Origin of the sequence: Domibacillus antri (genome assembly GCF_001936625.1) — a bacterium.
In the GTDB taxonomy this organism is placed as follows: domain Bacteria; phylum Bacillota; class Bacilli; order Bacillales; family Domibacillaceae; genus Domibacillus; species Domibacillus antri.
The window spans coordinates 280102-298507 of sequence record NZ_MSDU01000003.1 but is presented as its reverse complement, the minus strand read 5'-3'; the positions used below and the strand labels follow the sequence as shown (position 1 = coordinate 298507).

General features: G+C 46.1%; 11 protein-coding genes. 9 read left to right on the top strand and 2 right to left on the bottom strand.

Translation table 11 applies throughout. The annotated features are described in order from the left end of the window. Positions 1–62: 62 nt before the first annotated feature. From BTO30_RS01630 to BTO30_RS01610, 5 genes are all read left to right on the top strand, one after another. Positions 63–2060 (top strand): S-layer homology domain-containing protein, encoded by a 1998-nt coding sequence (locus BTO30_RS01630; protein WP_075396958.1) that lies wholly within the window; start codon positions 63–65, stop codon positions 2058–2060. Positions 2061–2193: 133 nt separating this feature from the next. Continuing rightward, a complete protein-coding gene (murJ, locus tag BTO30_RS01625) occupies positions 2194–3708 on the top strand; it encodes a murein biosynthesis integral membrane protein MurJ (protein WP_211272805.1) in 1515 nt (504 codons plus the stop codon). Further along, entirely contained in the window at positions 3705–5141 is a 1437-nt protein-coding gene (locus BTO30_RS01620; protein ID WP_075396956.1) for a putative periplasmic lipoprotein, read from the top strand. Before murJ ends, BTO30_RS01620 begins: the two co-directional genes overlap by 4 nt. 60 nt (positions 5142–5201) lie before the next feature. Beyond that, entirely contained in the window at positions 5202–6614 is a 1413-nt protein-coding gene (gene gndA / locus BTO30_RS01615) for an NADP-dependent phosphogluconate dehydrogenase (RefSeq protein ID WP_075396955.1), read from the top strand. A gap of 288 nt (positions 6615–6902) precedes the next feature. Then, entirely contained in the window at positions 6903–7832 is a 930-nt protein-coding gene (locus tag BTO30_RS01610; protein ID WP_075396954.1) for a nuclease-related domain-containing protein, read from the top strand. Positions 7833–8227: 395 nt separating this feature from the next. Here the strand turns inward: BTO30_RS01610 and BTO30_RS01605 are convergent, their stop codons facing one another. After that, a complete protein-coding gene (locus tag BTO30_RS01605) occupies positions 8228–9394 on the bottom strand; it encodes a glycosyltransferase family 4 protein (protein WP_075396953.1) in 1167 nt (388 codons plus the stop codon). A gap of 12 nt (positions 9395–9406) precedes the next feature. Then, on the bottom strand, positions 9407–10513 hold the full coding sequence (gene csaB / locus BTO30_RS01600) for a polysaccharide pyruvyl transferase CsaB (RefSeq protein ID WP_075396952.1): 1107 nt from the start codon (positions 10511–10513) through the stop codon (positions 9407–9409). Between the two features lie 123 nt (positions 10514–10636). On the opposite strand from csaB, the gene BTO30_RS01595 reads away from it, so the two are divergent. The 4 genes from BTO30_RS01595 (at position 10637) to BTO30_RS01580 (ending at position 18220) form a co-directional block, all read left to right on the top strand. Then, entirely contained in the window at positions 10637–11905 is a 1269-nt protein-coding gene (locus tag BTO30_RS01595; protein ID WP_075396951.1) for a nucleotide sugar dehydrogenase, read from the top strand. A 25-nt stretch (positions 11906–11930) separates the two neighbouring features. Further along, positions 11931–12659, top strand: a complete 729-nt coding sequence (locus BTO30_RS01590) for a WecB/TagA/CpsF family glycosyltransferase (RefSeq protein ID WP_075396950.1) — start codon at positions 11931–11933, stop codon at positions 12657–12659. Further along, positions 12656–13726, top strand: coding sequence for a glycosyltransferase family 4 protein (locus BTO30_RS01585; protein WP_075396949.1), 1071 nt, complete (start codon positions 12656–12658; stop codon positions 13724–13726). Before BTO30_RS01590 ends, BTO30_RS01585 begins: the two co-directional genes overlap by 4 nt. A 642-nt stretch (positions 13727–14368) precedes the next feature. After that, a complete protein-coding gene (locus BTO30_RS01580) occupies positions 14369–18220 on the top strand; it encodes an S-layer homology domain-containing protein (protein WP_075396948.1) in 3852 nt (1283 codons plus the stop codon). Positions 18221–18406 lie beyond the last annotated feature (186 nt).

The window sequence follows — 18406 nt, the reverse complement described above, 5'->3', positions numbered from 1 at the left end:
CTTTTTTTTCTATATAATAGAATAGAATAATGCCACCAGAGTTGAAAGGAGTCTCTTCTTAGATGAAAAAAGCATTCTCAATCATGATGGCACTACTCTTACTGTTCCCGCTTTTTCAGCCATTAAACGTCAAAGTGGAAGCGGCGGCGGATGATGTCACGGGCATCACGCTGGAAAAAGAGATTCGTGCGATTATAAACGCAGGTATTATGGGTGGATACGCGGATGGAACCTATCGCCCGGGAAATAATGTGACACGTGAAGAATTTGCGACATTTTTGGCGCGCGCGCTGGACTTGCCGGAAGGACCGGCTGTATTCAGTGATGTGTCCGCAACGGCCGCGCTCGCTCCATACATTCAGGCATCCGCAGCCGCAGGAATTGTTAAAGGAACAACGGATGGAAAATTCCACCCGAAAGCGACCATTACCCGAAAAGATATGGCCATGATGATCAGCAATGCCCTTCAATATTTAAAATTGGATGCCGTGTATACAGAACCGACGTTTACGGATGTTTCAACACTTGGAGAAGCTTATAAAACGGCGATCGGTAAAAGCGTCAGCCTGAAAATTATTAACGGTGTGTCAAAAGATCAATTTGCCCCCTTTGCGACAGCGACACGCGATCAGGCATCCGCTTTTATTTACCGCCTTCTAAAAGCGAACGGTATCGTACCGGAAGAGATTGAACCGCCGGTGCGGCCGTACCGCACAGCGAACATTGATGCAAACGGGAACATTTCCTACGCCTCTTTATCCTATGAAACATATGAGCAGGCGAAAAATGTAATGGTTAACCGCGGCGATGAGCTTTTGTTTGAAAACGGCCGTATTATTAAAATGAAAGATAACAGCGGAGTCGTCTTTACAAGACCCCTGACCGGATCAGGCGGCACAGTTAACTTATATACAGATCCTGAATTAAAAACAGCCAAAACCTATGTAACTGGAAATTCAATGACCGCCACCACGTTTCCGTATCCGACTGCTGAAGTCAAATATGTCACATCAACGGACAAATATGTGCAAGTATACCTTGGCGGCGAAAACTATTATATGAAGCCGTCTGACGCGATGATGGTGCCATTTGAAGGAGCAGCAGGCCGCAGCTTTTATGAAAATGCAGGCGGCTCTCTCGTCCATCAAATTTATATTGTGGAGACAGGGAAATATGTATCGTATTCAATGGGTGCGGCACCTGCTTTCATGAAAACAGGAACGAAATATTACAGCTGGGACGGATTCACTTTTTACAATGAATCAGGCAGTCTTGTCGGCCGTGCCTATCAATATTTCCAATATTTATCTGCGCGCGCGTCATCCTCCTATTCAGCAGCTGAACTGGATGCCTATATTATGGCGGCTCTTGCTGAACGTGAAAAGGGTGGCCTTGCAAAATATAAAGATGCCACCAAGAAAAGCAAATTGATCGGGCTTGGCGCCACATTGAAAAAAGTAGAGTCAGAGAAACGTGTCAATGCGCTATTAATTTTAGCGATGGCGATTCATGAAAGTGATTACGGGATTAGCAATCATGCACAGACGAATAACAACTTGTTTGGCATAGGGGTTGTAGATTCCAACCATACGCAGGGTGTTTCGTTCAGCACGGTTGAAGAAGGGGTCTCTATCCTCGCAAATGTGTATTTAAATGGTGATTATATAGACAGCAAAGGTAATCAAGGGGCAGGCTATCTGAAAACAAATACGTGGCGGTCATATGGCGCAGCGCCGGGGACCAAAGCGAACGGCATTAACGTTAAATATGCATCAGACCCGTACTGGGGCGCAAAAGTAGCCGGTCATATGTATCGGATTGATAAGGCGCTTGGCGGTAAAGATTACAAGAAATATACGCTTGGATTCACAAGCGAGACGGGTTTAAATGTAAGAAATGAGCCCAACTCATCAGCACCGATTCAATTTACGTACAACATGACAAGAATGCCGGTGACCATTTTAGAGAAAGGCACGTGGCATAAAGTGATCTCTGACAATCTTGCAACAAGAGAAGGATATGTACACAGCCATTATGTAAATCTCCTTCAGCTTCCATAAACGAAAAAAGGGGGTGCCCAAAGTCTGTAAAATAGACCCGGGCATCCTCCTTTTTTATGCTGCCTCGCACAGAGCGAAAAAGTAAGGTAAAATAAAGAAGGGAATTTACTAACTATCGGGGTGTACGATTATTATGTCATTGAAAAAAACAGCGCTCTGGCTTGGACTGCTGGCGATCGTTGTCAAACTGTCCGGTTTTCTGCGTGAAAGTATTGTGGCGTATCAGTTTGGGGCCAGCAGCGAAACAGATGGGTACAAAATCGCTTTTGCCTTTATTACGCTCGTCATTGCGATGATCGCAGGCGGATTTAATAATGTATTTTTGCCGTTATACGTAAAGAATCGGAAAGAGAATTCAGAAAAGACGGACCGGAATGCGAATGGAATCATGAATTTGACGTTTCTCCTTTTTCTTTTAATTTCCGCACTGGGTGCGCTGCTTGCCCCGTATTTCATTCCGCTCATGTATAGAGGGATGAGTCCGGAAACGGCGGAAACGGCGATTTCTGTCACGCAATTTTTCTTTGCGTTCATGTCTATTATCGCGCTAACGAGCATTTTGGATTCTTATTTGCAAGGCAGGCGCATTTTTGTCCCGTCTCAAATTGCAAAATTAACCCAGACCATTATGGGGGTTGCGTTTGCGCTTCTTTTTGCGGACCAGTGGGGCATAGCAAGTCTCGGGTATGGATTTATTGCCGGAGCGATTATGGGGATCTTTATTCAATTTTATTATTTGTACAAGACAGACTATCGTTGGCAGCCTGTCGTTTCCGTCGAAAAGGAATTTAAAAACACACTGCTTGTTCTGCTTGCCCCGGCGCTTGTTAGTGCGGCAGTCGGACAGGTGAACATGTTCGTCAATCAAATTTTTGCTGTGAAAATCGGCGGGGCTATTTCGTATTTGAATTATGCGTCGCTTCTTGCCTCTATTCCGCATACCATTTATGCGACGACGATTGCGGTCATTATTTTCACTCTTCTGGCAGAACAAATAAATGATAAAAAAAGGTTTCAAAACACCTTTTTCAGCGGCATTCAAATTTCGCTGGTCACCCTCGCGCCGATTGCGGCCGGCCTGTATGTCGTCGGGGAACCGGCACTTTCGTTTATTTACGAACGGGGGAAATTTACAGCCGAGGATACGTATAATACATACGCAGCGCTCGTCTTTTATTTGCCGATTATTGTCACGCAAGGCATGCAGTATATCGTCGCCAAAGCCTTATATGCACAGGGAAAAGCAAAGACGGTGTTCCGCATCAGTATTGTGACGATCGCCTTAAATGCCTTTCTGAACTGGCTGTTTATTGATCCGTTCGGCTATCCGGGTCTCGCCCTGACCAGCTCGCTCGTATCCGTCTACTATTTCACAGCATGTACGATTTTCGTTTATAAAGATTTTGATAAATCCGAACCGGCCCGCCTAATCGGCCTTCTATTACGAACAGCGGTTGTAACGGCGTTTATGGCTGTGCCTCTTTCATTCATCCGGCCATTTGTGGACGATCTTTATTCGTTATGGCAGCTGGCGATTCTTGTGCCAATCGGCATCGTCCTGTATGCGGCGGGATTGTTTTTCTTCTATAAAGAAGGCTTCCGTACCATGATGGCGATCGTTAGACGAAAACGGAGCCATTTATCGTGAAAAAATGGCTTATCATCGCGTCGATTTTGCTGGCGGGGTGTTCGGGTGATCAGGAAGCGGAGCCAATTTCGGCAGCGCAAACCATTTCCATTGGCGGACAGACGCTTGTTCTGGAAGCGGAGCAATTGCGTCCCGGGAACGAATCCGAACCGGATGGACTGGATATATTATATGAAGATACACGTTATCATTACAAAGCCGGCAATAAATCGGATGTAACTGTCAATGTGCGTAAAATCAATAACGGTGACCGCTTTGTGATGGTGAGGCTGCAAGGGGAAGGGAGCATTAACGGGACGATATCGATCCAGGAAGCGAATGATTATTACTTCATCGACTGGACGAAAAATATGCCTGAACGCATACGTGATAAAGAGATTGGGAGGGATGCTCTTCGCCCGCCTGTTGGACTGTTCCGTTATACAAATAACGGGACATTTATCAACGAACTCGTTATGAGCCACACCTTTACATCGCGTGAAGTCAATAAGCTGTACGGGAACGGCGGTGAAAGCAGAGTACGTGAACTGCTTTCGGAAAAGAACACGAGCCGCCATTCAACAGAAGGGATTCAATTCACATTGGAAGCGGACCGCGGTGAGATAGCGGAGCAATGGTTTTTGCTGGCGGAAGAACCGCTTTTTAACCAAACTGCTCATTTGAACAGCTGGATTACATTTCAGCAGAATGAGTACCAGCGGGTAAACAATTGGTTTACAGTGGACGGCGCTTTGAAAAAATTACCATGGTCCATCGAGCCGTCGCTTCAAAATGGCTATGGGCGCAAACTGGACATGATGCTGGACAAAGAAGCGATAAACCGGTATTTTAAACAAAAAGACCGGTACTTTTATAATTTAACCGTTCAGTCCGCAGCCAATTTATGGACCTACCGCCAGTCTTATGAGGATCGTGTCTGGAAAACGGAATATACGAGCGTGCCGCTTAAAGAAAAATATGCGCTTACTGCCCCTTATGTGGATAAACGCCAAAACGCATTCATTGTCCGATATTTGAACGAGATCGGTGAAGAATTTGACGTGGACGAACTGACAAAAATCCTGCCGGAATACAGTGACTACCTGCTCAATTTAATCGCCATCGATAACGTTTTGCCAATGGAGAAAGGCTATTTGCCGGCCGACTTTTATGTGCAGGGTCCAAGCCGGCGCAATATGCCGGCATCACTCCGCCATGCGCTGAATGAAGCGGATCTGCTTATGGAAGCCTACCGTATAACCGGTAATAAGAAATATAGAGACGCTGTCCGGGGTATTCGGCGCGGGATCGAATCGGCGGGCGCCGGTGATGGAGCCGTCACAGTGGAAGATTTAAAACGGCATGAATTTAAATGGAAATCACTGGGCGGAAAACCGAGCCCGGCGGTTCAAAAAATAATTGAAAGTAAAGAAGAGTATTTAAATTCAAAATAAGTTTCGCTATAATGCTTTATTAAGGGGAAAAATAGACAGGTGAAAGGAAGGAATACACATATGACAACACAACAAATCGGCGTTGTAGGTCTTGCCGTTATGGGCAAAAACCTTGCGCTCAACATCGAAAGCAGAGGCTATTCAGTAGCTGTTTACAACCGTTCGGCTGATAAAACGACTTCTTTTTTACAGGAAGAAGCAAAAGGGAAGAATTTTAAAGGCACGTACAGCGTTGAAGAATTCGTCAACTCACTTGAAAAACCGCGCAAAATTTTGCTGATGGTGAAAGCGGGTGCCGCAACAGATGCCACAATCGATGCATTAAAGCCGCACCTTGATAAAGGGGATATTTTAATCGACGGCGGAAACACATTCTTCCAAGATACGGTTCGCCGTAATAAAGAGCTTGCCGGCCTTGGCCTTCATTTCGTCGGCACAGGTGTATCCGGCGGTGAAGAAGGAGCGCTTAAAGGTCCTTCTATCATGCCGGGCGGCCAGCGCGAAGCCTTTGAACTTGTCCGCCCGATTTTTGAAGCGATCGCTGCGAAAGTGGATGGCGAAGCATGTACAACGTATATCGGTCCGGATGGCGCCGGCCACTACGTGAAAATGGTGCACAACGGCATCGAGTACGGCGACATGCAGTTAATTTCTGAAGCATATTTCATCATGAAGCATATGCTTGGATTGTCTACAGACGAGCTTCATGAAGTATTTGCGGAATGGAACAAAGGCGAGCTGGACAGCTACCTGATCGAAATTACGGCCGATATTTTCAAAAAGCAGGATGACGAAACAGGCAAGCCGCTTGTAGACGTGATCTTAGATGCCGCCGGCCAAAAAGGAACTGGCAAATGGACGAGCCAAAACGCGCTTGACCTTGGCGTGCCGCTTTCCATCATCACAGAATCGGTATTTGCGCGCTTCATCTCAGCGTTGAAAGACGAGCGTGTACAGGCAAGCAAGCAGTTGACAGGCCCTGAAATCAAGCCGTTTGAAGGCGACAAAAAAGAAATGATCGAAGCGGTCCGCCAGGCGCTTTACATGAGCAAAATCTGTTCATACGCGCAAGGCTTTGCCCAAATGAAAGCTGCATCAGAAGAATACGGATGGGATCTCCGCTACGGCGATATCGCTATGATTTTCCGCGGCGGCTGCATCATCCGCGCGCAATTCCTGCAAAAAATCAAAGACGCATTCGACCGCGATCCGAAATTGGCGAATCTGCTTCTTGACGAGTACTTCCAGGGTATCGTGCAGAACTATCAGTCGGCACTGCGCCGCGTCGTAACAATGGCCGTAGAACGCGGTATCCCGGTACCATCATTCTCAAGCGCGATTGTCTACTTCGACAGCTACCGCACAGAAACGCTGCCTGCGAACTTGATCCAAGCACAGCGCGACTACTTCGGAGCACATACGTACAAACGCATTGATAAAGAAGGCACATTCCATACTGAATGGATGAAATAAGAGAAATCCCCGCCGCGAGCGGGGGTTTTTTGTTTATGGCCGGAAACACTCTCCTGTGGGCCGGAATTTGGGAGGAATGGCCGAAAAATTCGCGCGTGGGCCGATTTTTTTCAAACAAGGCCGGAAAAATGCACACCTGGGCCGGAATAATTTTATTTCGGCCCACAGCTGAGGAAACCGGCCCAAATCTCAATTATCCGGCCTTTGAAAAAAATCCCTTCAAATTTGAAGGGATTTTTGCATGGAAGTCGTATAGTTTACATGATCCCAATGAAAGGAGAGAAACAATTGAAAAAATCCATTTTGTATGCCAAATTGGAATCATTAGACCGCCGTTTAATCAAGCCTTCCAGAGAAGTAAAAGAGGAAATTGCCCGTTGTGCAGCCGGATTTGAGGGGGAGAGGAAACTGTTATATTATTTATCCGAGATTAATGGTCCCATCCGAATTCTCCATGATATCCGCCTTCCATTTCCAAATGGATTTGCCCACTTTCAGATCGATACGCTGGTTATCACCCGGTCACTTCTTCTCATTATTGACGCTAAACATTTCAGCGGCCATCTCATTTTTGACAGAAATACGAGACAGCTGATCCGCGGACAGCAGACGTTTGAAGATCCGATCACGCAAGTTCTCCGGCATAAAAGAGGGCTGGAGCATTGGCTGGACAAACCGGTTCCGATCCTGCCTGTTGTCGCACTTACCCATCCGAATGTCCGAATGGAAATGACCCCTTCAGATTCCGCCGATCAATCCTTCATTATGTATGCACAGGAAATTCCTGCTAAATTAGATGAATTCCTTCATCAAAAAAATCCAATCCTAACCGAAAAAGAAGTCCATCTGCTTGCCAACAGACTTCAATTCTATCATAAGCCGTACGATCCTGATGTGGTAACACAATTTCGTATTTGCCCAGAACAGCTGCAGCAAGGCATTCAATGTTTCCAATGCAAACAATGGTCCGTAAAACGAGTGAAAAGAAAATGGATTTGCTTTAATTGCGGGGCTGCTTTAAAAGATCCGCATCTGCCGGCGTTAAAAGACTATGTCCGCTTGTTTGGCGTCCGAACAGTCAACAGACAAATGAGAGAATTCACCGGAATCGAATCAGCTTCTGCTGTAAAAAAATTGCTTAGAAAATGGGCGGTGGAAAAAGAAGGAGAAACAAAAGGAAGAGTATACATTCTCCCGGAAGAATGGAAATGGGAATAAGTGCTATATTCACGGCCGGAAAAACCATCCTGCGGGCCGGATTTTTGAAAAATAGGCCGGAAAAATGCGCGCCAAGGCCGAAATAAATTTTTTCCGGCCCGCGCGCTGAGGAATCCGGCCCAGCGGTCAAAATATCGGCCTTCAAAGTTTTAAAGTCCGGAGAAATTCGTTCCTTGGCCGGATTTTTGTGAAAAAGGCCGAAAAACGGTCACCAAGGCCGAAAAAAAGAAAAATGGGCCGATTATATTAAAATAAGGCCGAAAAAAAGTACCCGTGAGCCGGAAAAATTATATTTCGGCCCAGAAGCAAAGGAATCCGGCCCAACTTAAAATATTCCGGCCCAAACACCCGAAAATCCGGCCCAACACCACTCCCGGCAACAAATAAAGCTCCCCTTAAAGGGAAGCTTTATAAATGGCTTCATATTTCTCAGCTGCAGCTAAATGCGAGTACTCGTCTTCAATTTTCTTCCGGGCAGCGGCCGCGAAACGGGCACCTTTTTCCGGATGATCCAATAAATCGATCATCGCTGCTGACAACTCTTCGACATTTTTCTCTTCCACCAGCAATCCGTCCACACCGTGATCGACGATTTCTTTTAACCCGCCGACTGCACAAGCAATCAATGGAGATCCTGATCCCATTGCTTCCAAAGCGGAAATCGATGTCGCTTCTTCCACGCCTTCCGAATACACACTAGGCACTAAAACGACATCAGCCAAAGCGTAATATTCTTTAATCACGTCATGCGGAATCGCGCCCAGCAGCTCCACATTTTCCCCGATGCCGCGCTCCGCAATCAATTTTTTCATTTCATCCATCGCTTCGCCCGTTCCGGCATAAATCAATTTCGCGTCCGGATACTTCTCAAGCACCGCCGGCAGTGACAAAATCGGGTAAATAACCCCGTTTTTCTTTGTCAGGCGGCGCGGTACAAAGAAGACCGGCGCATCAGCCGGAACGCCGTGCTTTTCTCGATAAGCCGCTTTATTTTCCGCATCCGGTTTAAAATCATCGACATTAATAAAATTACGGATCGCCGTGCCCTCAATGCCGGCTTCCTTTTTCACGTAATGTTTAATGCGCGTATCCACCGTAATAATCGCTCGCGTTTTCCGGTACGCTTCAATTTCCTGCTGCAGCAAAAATCTCTCTTCCGCGCTGCCTTTTAAAATATTGCCGGCCGACAGCGCCTCAAACGTCAAATAGCCGTGAACCGTTGATACGACCGGCAGCCCCGCATCCAGCGCCGCGAATGTCGCATACACTTCCTGCGCGTTCACAATATCATAATTCTTCGCTTTCTGCGCTTCCATCAGCTTTTGAAGCATCTTTTTCCGCTGCTTCAAGCCAAACACAAATCCTTTTCCTTTTGACACTTTATTCATTAAAAAGCCCGGTCCGCGCACTGCCGCTTTTTGCTGAAACTCGGGGATATCGGTAAACGACAAAATATCCACTTCATGTCCGCGCGCCTCAAGCCCGGCTTTCAGCGTCGCCACGTGCACAGACAGCCCGCCCGTATGCGGATAATGGTACACCGTTGCAAGCAAAATCTTCATCCCGACAACCTCCTACATGAAATGCTTTTTCAGCAATTCAATATTTTCAAGCGCTTCCTGCCGCATAACTGCCGCATTTTTGGCCACCTGCCTGCTTAACGCATCGCGATTCATCAGCACATCACGCGTATTCGCCGCCAGCTTGTCCCGGTCGAGCTCTTCCAGACGGAACGAATACTCCCACATCCCGCTCCGCTTCAGCAAACTCTCCACCTTTTTATCGTAGCTGATCCCGACATGCGGCACACCTGCCAGCGCCGAGAAAATCAATGAATGCAAACGTAGCCCGACCGTCGCCTCGCACGCACCGATAAAATTCAAATACTGATTCGGCGAAAAATCCCCCGCAAGCAAATGGCAGGACTCCGCATTCTGCATCTTTGCCAGCACACGCTTGGACGCATCCACATCGTGATGTCCTTCCATCGGCACAAACACAGGCGTCACATCATCCTGCTCAATCAGCTCATCAAGCGCTGAAGCCAGCTTATCCTCATAATCATTATGCTCAAACCACGGCCGAACGGACACAGCGAGAAGCTTTTCACCGCCTGTCAAATTCAAACTTTGCATACACGCATCATCCTGTTTTTTCTGAAAAGCAAACACGATATCAGCGGTCACAACCGTTTGCGGGCGCGTCACCTTCAGGTTTTCCAAATAATCTTTCGAATACTGGTCACGAACCGTAATGAAGTCCGCTTTGTTCGCGAAACGCCGCATTAAAAATTTGCCCCATGCGGACGTGACCGGACCGATGCCCTGCGAGAAAAACATCACGCGGGCGCCGCATACTTTCGCAAGCATGGCGATGATTAAGTAATAGGGAAGCGGACCGAATAAAAATTTCGTCGGATACGTATCCTGAAGCAGGCCGCCGCCGCCGGAAATTAATACATCCGCATTCCGGAGTGCTTTCATTTTTTCTTTGTTCTCACGCCGCCACGCGCGGTACACGGTTTTCACATTGTGCTCGCGCGCCGTCTGCTCCGGCGACAGCGAAAACACCGTTATGTCAATATCGGGAACTTCTGAGCGTAAATTATCGACAATCGACTCAAGGATGGCTTCATCCCCGGTGTTGCCGAGTCCGTAAAAACCGGAAATGACTACTTTCAAACGGGTTATCCTCCTAGTTTGTACTTCAAAACCAACCTTCATTTTATCATCGAAACGTGGCGTATTCAAATCGAATTTGCTATACTATGGAAAGCTATTGAAGAAAAGAGAGGGTCCTTAGAGATGCAAAAAATTTGTATTATTGGATTAGGATATATCGGCCTGCCAACTGCGGCCGTCTTTGCCCGCGCCGGCTATGATGTCGTCGGAGTGGATGTAAATGAAAAAGTCATTGAGCTGTTAAACAAAGGTGAAATTATAATAGAAGAAAACGGACTGCCGGAAGTCGTGAAAGAAGCGGTTGAATCCGGCAAACTGCGCGCTTCGCTGGAGCCGGAAGCAGCGGATGCGTTTATCATCGCGGTGCCGACGCCCGTTCATGCAGATCATACTGCCAACGTGGATTATGTCGTCAGTGCGGTTGAAAAAATTGTCCCGCACGTGAAAAAAGGGGATGTCGTCATTGTCGAATCGACGATCCCGCCGCGAACCATTGACGATGTCGTCGCGCCGATTTTCAAAGAAGCAGGCTTTGATCCAGAAAAAGATATTTATCTGGCCCACTGCCCGGAACGTGTTTTGCCGGGCCGCATTTTGATTGAGCTTGTCGAAAATGCGCGGATCGTCGGCGGATTGACGCCGGAAGCCGCTGAAAAAGCAGCGGACGTCTACCGCCGCGTTGTCACCGGCGATATTTTAGTGACAGAAGCCGTGACGGCGGAAATGTCCAAGCTGATGGAAAATACATTCCGCGACGTGAACATCGCGCTTGCCAACGAACTGGCGAAAATTTGCGGTGTGCTCGGCGTAGATGCCCATAAAGTCATCGAACTCGCGAACCGCCATCCGCGCGTAAACCTGCATCAGCCGGGTCCGGGCGTCGGCGGACACTGCCTTGCTGTTGATCCATACTTTATCGTGGAAAAAGCACCGGCAGAGGCGCAGATCATTAAAATGTCCCGTGATATTAACAACTCGATGCCGGATTACGTCGTTGATCAAATCGTCCGTATGACAAGCGACATTGAAAGACCAGCTGTCGCATTGTTCGGCTTAACGTATAAAGGTAACATCGATGACGTCCGGGAAAGCCCGGCCATTGAAATCGTCGAAAAAATGATTGAAAACCCGCGTTTTGATGTGCGTGTTCACGACCCGCACGTCCGGGACGAGCAGGTATCATTCCCGCTCGCTTCCTTTGAAGAAGCGGTCACAGGCGCGCATTTAATCGTCGTGCTTGCGGACCATAATGAATTTAAAGAACTGGATCAGGAAACATTAGCGGCAAAAATGGACCGTCCGGTTATATTTGATACGAAAAACTGCACAGGACTGCAAAGCGGAAGCGGCCTGACGGTACACAAAATCGGCGACCTCCGCAGATTATCTTAATATAGAATAAAAGGTGAGAGTAACGGTGAAAAAAGAACAATATTTAGGTGTGTCGGTATCGCCGCTCACGTATGATCAAATTATTCAAGACATGAAAACACGCATTCAGGCCGGCGAACAGTCCACGGTTATCGCCGTCAACCCGGAAAAGGTGATGACCGCCCAGCGTGATCCGCTCGTCAAAGAGTTAATTAACAGCTCCACGTACCAGATCGCGGACGGTGTCGGCATGATTATCGCCTCCAAGCTGAAAAAAGGCGAATTGACGGAACGCGTTACTGGCGTGGATATGATGGGGCGCATCTTGGAAATGGCGGCAGCCGAAAACATCGGTGTTTTTTTCTACGGTGCCAAAGAAGAAACGGTCAAAAAAGCAAAAGAAAAACTGGAAGCCGCGATCCCAGGTTTAAACGTAGCCGGATATGAAAATGGCTACGTAAAAGATCAGGACGCGCTGCTCGATAAAATCCGCCAGTCCGGCGCGAAAATCGTGTTTGCCGCACTCGGCAGCCCGCGCCAGGAGCTGTGGATTCGCGAAAACATGCCGAAGCTGCCTGACGTGAAAGTGTTCCAGGGCGTCGGCGGCAGCTTTGACGTGTATTCCGGCAACGTTCAGCGCGCACCGGAAATGTACCGGAAAGCGGGACTTGAATGGCTGTACCGCCTTATGAAAGAACCGAAGCGCATCAAACGCCAGATGGCTTTGCCGAAGTTTCTCATCGCCATTCTGACATCGCGGAGGGACCAAAAATGAAGGTGCTTCACGTAATCAGCGGCGGCGAAACAGGCGGCTCGCGCAAGCACGTCATCACCCTGCTTGAACAATTTGAACCGCCGGAAGTGACGCTGGCGGTTTTCCAGGAAGGCGCACTTTCAGCCGAAGCGCGCGAAGCCGGCATCCGTACCGAGCTGTTCGCGCAAAAATCGCGCTACGATCTGTCCGTCTTGAAAAGACTCGCTCAATTCATTAAAACGGAGCAGTTTGACATTTTGCATACGCACGGCCCCCGCGCGAATCTGTTCGGTATCTATTTAAAGAAAAAAACCGGCATCCGCTGGGTGACCACCGTTCATAGCGATCCGGCGCTTGATTTTGTAAAAGGCGGCGTGAAAGGAACGATTTTCACCAAATTGAGCCTGTACGCGATCCGGCAAATGGATCATTATTTCGCGGTATCCGACCGCTTTAAGCAAAATTTAGTCTCGCTCGGCATTCGGCCGGAGAAGGTGCAGACGGTGTATAACGGCATTCATTTTACGGAAGAACCGGCGGAAGCCGTACCGCTCCCCGTGCCCGAAAAGGCATTCGTCATTGCCATGGTCGCCCGTCTTCACCCGATCAAAGGGCACGACATCGTTTTTGAAGCGATGCGCCAGCTTGAAGTCAAGCCGAGTCTGCTGCTGGTCGGAGACGGGCCGATGGAAGACGAACTGCGGGAAAAAGCAAAAGACTTGAGTGACTGCGTCCACTTTTTAGGCTTTCGGAAGGACGTTGCCGGTATATACGCCGCATCCGACGCCGCGCTGCTCGCTTCCTACAGCGAAAGCTTCCCGCTCGCGCTTTTAGAAGCGGCGAACGAACGCATTCCGCTCATCTCAACCGATGTCGGCGGAGTGGGGGAGCTCATCACACCGGGCGAAACCGGCTGGATCATCCCGTCCGGCGATCCGGATGCGCTCGCTGCCGCTATTAAGGAAGCCATGCAGGCAGACGTCAAAGCCATGGGCGAAAAACTGTACGATCACGCATCCGCCCATTTTTCATTAGACCAGCTCCACTGCGCAACAAAAGAAGTGTACACAAAAATCGCGTCCCGATAATTCGGAGCGCGATTTTTTTAATGCCTTGAAGAAAAAATCATTCATGAATACATCGGCAACGGGCGCATACATTGGTTAGAGTGAGGGCTCATCAGCGGCCGCAAAAAAAATGATGTAATATTCACAGAAATGCTAAACATTACAAAGATTATGCCGATATATTAATAGATTCATGGTATATATGCCTAAAGCCGGATTTTTTGTTACGAATGATACAAAAAATTCATCTTGTAAGAACGGGACCAGCCTCTATATTTCCGCCGTTCATGACAATTATGACAAAATAGATGAGGAAAAACCTTTAATTTTGTCTAGTATATGGTATATAATGAATTGGCTATTAAACAAAAGGCTTTCATTACCACGTTAAATCTCAACTAAGTTTCAATATCTTTTCATAAACATGACAAACATTACGTTTTCGATAATTTATGGAAATATATAAATAACGGTTGAAAAAAAGCCCATGTTTGATAGAATATTACTTGAGTTGCAATCCTGATAAATTCTCCATGTCTTACATAACGTTTCATTCATTGAGAAATACAGCCAGGGACTCGCGCATCATGTTGTAAGGAACGGCTGGCTCAGCTGGCCGATTTCATAAATAAAAAACCTTTACAAAACGGGAGGAACTATTACATGGCTTACCAACCAAAGTCTTATCGTAAATTTGTTGCGACAGCAGCAACGGCTACCCTTGTTGCATCTGCAGTAACACCTGCATTCGCAGCATCGGATTTCTCAGATGTAAGCAGCACATACAAAGATGCTGTTAACTATCTTGTGGAAAACAACATCGCGAAAGGTACATCTGAAACGACATTCGGAACGAATAACACAATCACACGCGGTGACGCGGCGGTTATGATCGCAAACGCTCTTAAACTTGACGTATCTGATGCTCCAGAGTCTTCTTTCACGGACCTGAACAGCCGCGTAAAAAATGCGGTTAACGCTCTTTACGCTAAAGGGATCATCAACGGTAAATCTGCAACAAAATTCGAGCCGAATGCTAACATTACACGTGTAGAAATGGCGAAAGTTGTCACTCTTGCTTACGGTCTTGAAGCAGGCGACACGAAAAACGAATTTACAGATGTGAACAGCACATTTGATCCATACGTTGACGCTCTTTTGAACAACAACATCACGCTTGGTATTACAGGTGACTTGTTCGGCGCGACTCAAGACGTAACACGCGGCCAATTTGCATTGTTCATGTACCGTGGTAAAGATCTTCTGCCAGGTACTGAAGTTCCAGCAACGCCTGTTGCAACAGTTGAGAGCATTAAAGCTGTGAACGAGACTACAATGGAGGTTGTTCTTGATGGAGAAGTAACAGCAGTATCTGCGGCTGACTTCAAATTCAATAACGGATTACAAGTACTTAAAGCGGAAATCAAAACAGCAGCAGCGGCAGCTGGCACAAAAACAACTGTTGTATTGACAACATCTACACAAACTCCAGGCCAAACATATTCACTTGTTTCTTACAAAGGTGAAACGGTTGAAAACGTAACAGTACCTGGTTATGTAGCTCCTACTCCTGAAGTTACAAGTGTAACAGCGCTTAACCTTAAACAATTCACAGTAACGTTTAATCAAACTGTGGACAAAACTTCAGCAGAAGATAAGGCTAACTACCAATTCAATAAAACTGCATTGGCTGGTGGAGATGTCGTTAAATTAAATGAAGATGGTAAATCTGTAACAGTTACATTGGCATCCGCAAATACTAACCAAGATGTAAAAGAAGTTGCTGTTAAAGATGTCAAAAATGCTGATGGCGTAAAAGTGTCTGACTACAAAGTAGATGTCACATTCCTTGACTTGACAATTCCTACTGTCGTTAGTGCGAAACAAATTGCTCCTAACGAAGTTCAAGTATTCTTCAGTGAGCCTGTTCAAGGTACAGGATTCTTGATCGATGGCGGTAAATACTCTGCAACTGTCAAAAGTTATGATGATGCAACAAACTCTGTAATCCTTACTACTGGTACATTGGAAAATGGTGAGCACACGATCACTGTTAATACAAATACTGGTGACACAGTTCGTGACTACGCAGGTCTAAAACTCGCTAAATCAGATGTGAAATTCACTGTTGCAGCTGATACAACTGCACCAACGCTAGTATCGGCAGAAGCAAAAACACAAACTGAGGTTGTACTTACATTTAGCGAGCAAATCGATGCAGCTACTTTAGGAACAAACGTTTATCATACAGCTGAAACAGCAGCGTATAAAGCAAGCACTGTAACGCCTGTTGCTGGAAGTAATGGCACACAATTCACAGTAGCATTCTCTAATCCAATCCCAGCTGGAACAGCTACGTTCTTAGTGTCAAAAGAAGCAGCGAAAGATAACTTTAGTAATAAAAATTCAGCTGTACTTCAAGTAACAGCTCCAGTAGCAGTAGATACTGTAAAACCAGCTGTTACAGGATTCAAATATATTGATACTAAGAAAGCTGAAATTACTTTAAGTGAAGAAGTAACAGGTGCAGATGTGCGTGGTAACTTCAAAGTAACTGACAAAGATGGAAAAGCTGTTGACTTTACAATAAGTGGCTACACAGATAAAGATAAAAAGCTAACAATTAACTTTACTTCAGCACTTAAAGAAGGCGCACAATACAAGTTGGAAGTAACAGGTCTTAAAGACAAAGCTGTTGTTCCAAACGAAATGCTTAAGTACACAAATACATTTACAGCGACTGATGTGACTGGTCCAACAGTGTCAACAACTGGTATCTACAATACAACTGACAGAACTGTCACAGTATTCTTTAATGAGCCAGTTGACGGTACTACTGCACTAGATAAGTCGAAATATACATTGCGCTATGCTTCTGATACTAAAGAATTAGCATTACCAACTGATGCAACAGTTTCTTTAGGTGGTAATAATACAAGCGTAACGATCAAACTTCCTACAACAGTGAAAGACTCTGCTGGAACTGATATTAGTTCATCTATTAGCGGTCTAGTAGTTGGACAAGTGAAGGATGTAGCGGGCAATAATTCAAATACATTTACATTAGTTGGTTTTGCTCCGGCAGGAAATCTCGGTGCTGCTGATGTTATTACTGGATCAGCAAAAACAACAGATACACGCACAGTACAATTTGAAGTAGACACACCATTGAAATCAATTGTAGCTGCCGACTTCACAGTGAATGCAAAAAATGTTGAATTTGCTACATTTGAAAACAAAACATTATCTGATGGAAGCTACGGTGCATTGGTGACATTGAAAGTTGCTGAAGTTGATAAATGGGCTACTGCTGCAACTCCAGCAATTGCTACTAAAGCAATCACAGCTTCAAAAACATTGTATGATGGCGGCTTGGATGTTAGCACATCTCTTGTGGCAGCAGCTAAAGACGGTGTTGCTCCAGCGGTTGATAAGACTGGATCACCGGCAGTTGACAATGTAGTTGTCAAAGATAATAAACTTGCAAATGGCAACGTTGGTCAAGATGGAATCGTTGATACAATTGAAGTGGCATTTACTGAAGCTCTTAAAGTATCAACTGTTTCAATCGATGATTTCCAAGTATCAGGATATGAAGTTAAAGACCTTACTATTTCTGGTGGGAATACTGTGGCTCTTGAAGTTAAGCAAGCTGGAGCTGCAAATATGACAGATACATTTGTTGTGAAACTTGTTGGTAGCATTTCTGATACAGCAGACAATGTTCTTGCTGCAAGCACAACAGAATATAAATCTATCGCAGTTACGGTTCCAGCAGTAACTGCAGCTACTTTAAATGTGGCTACTGGTGTTACAGCTGGAACATTGACGACTCAAGAGTACAGTGTTGACGGTGGCACTACATGGACTACTTTTGGCTCAGCTAATGAAACTTTGGGAGCTTCTGTTTTAGCTTCTCTTGATGCTACTAAAGACTTTAAAGTACGCGTTAAAGCTACAGCTAGTGCTCCAGCTGGTGCAGTACAGACAATTGATGTACTTGCAGGTCCAGTAGCACCAACAACTACTTTAAATGTAGCTACTGGCGGTACAACCGGAACATTGACTACTCAAGAGTACAGTGTTGACGGTGGCGCTACATGGACTACTTTTAGCTCAGCTGATGCAACTTTGGGAGCTCCTGTTTTAGCTTCTCTTGACGCTACTAAAGACTTTAAAGTACGTGTTAAAGCTACTTCTACTACTTTAGCTGGTGCAGTTCAAACAATTGATCTTGCAGCAAGTACTGCTATCACAGTGGGTACAGGAACTTATACTCAATCTACTGATGTCCTTACACAAGGTGATGGTAATTTGGCTGCTGGAACATACTTGTGGAGAGCTGAAACATCTGCTAATACATGGAGTGAATGGCAGCTTGTAACATTGACTGGAGGAACTCCTTGGACAGTAGGTGCAACAAAACCAGGTGCATTATTGAAAGTTGAACTTAAAGCAATCTCTGGAACAACTTCTGCTCCATCCGCAGCGGTTCAAATTACTTCTGCTGATTAATAAAACCAAATTAGGTGTCAGACCCCCAGCCTGGTGATGAGTCACTAAGTTAAAGTTCTGAAAGAACAGAGAGTCATGAAAATGACTCTCTGTTCCTTTTTGTTTAGGATGGCCTTTTGGAATGTGTTTGTGGCTCGGAGATGGTATAATTTGATAAGAAATAATTTACAGGAGGCGACTATTAAA

Coding starts and splice junctions, on each gene's coding strand:
- BTO30_RS01630 (WP_075396958.1), top strand. CDS start 63: ATGAAAAAAGCATTCTCAATCATGATGGCACTACTCTTACTGTTCCCG.
- murJ (WP_211272805.1), top strand. CDS start 2,194: ATGTCATTGAAAAAAACAGCGCTCTGGCTTGGACTGCTGGCGATCGTT.
- gndA (WP_075396955.1), top strand. CDS start 5,202: ATGACAACACAACAAATCGGCGTTGTAGGTCTTGCCGTTATGGGCAAA.
- BTO30_RS01605 (WP_075396953.1), bottom strand. CDS start 9,394: ATGAAGATTTTGCTTGCAACGGTGTACCATTATCCGCATACGGGCGGG.
- BTO30_RS01595 (WP_075396951.1), top strand. CDS start 10,637: ATGCAAAAAATTTGTATTATTGGATTAGGATATATCGGCCTGCCAACT.
- BTO30_RS01585 (WP_075396949.1), top strand. CDS start 12,656: ATGAAGGTGCTTCACGTAATCAGCGGCGGCGAAACAGGCGGCTCGCGC.
- BTO30_RS01580 (WP_075396948.1), top strand. CDS start 14,369: ATGGCTTACCAACCAAAGTCTTATCGTAAATTTGTTGCGACAGCAGCA.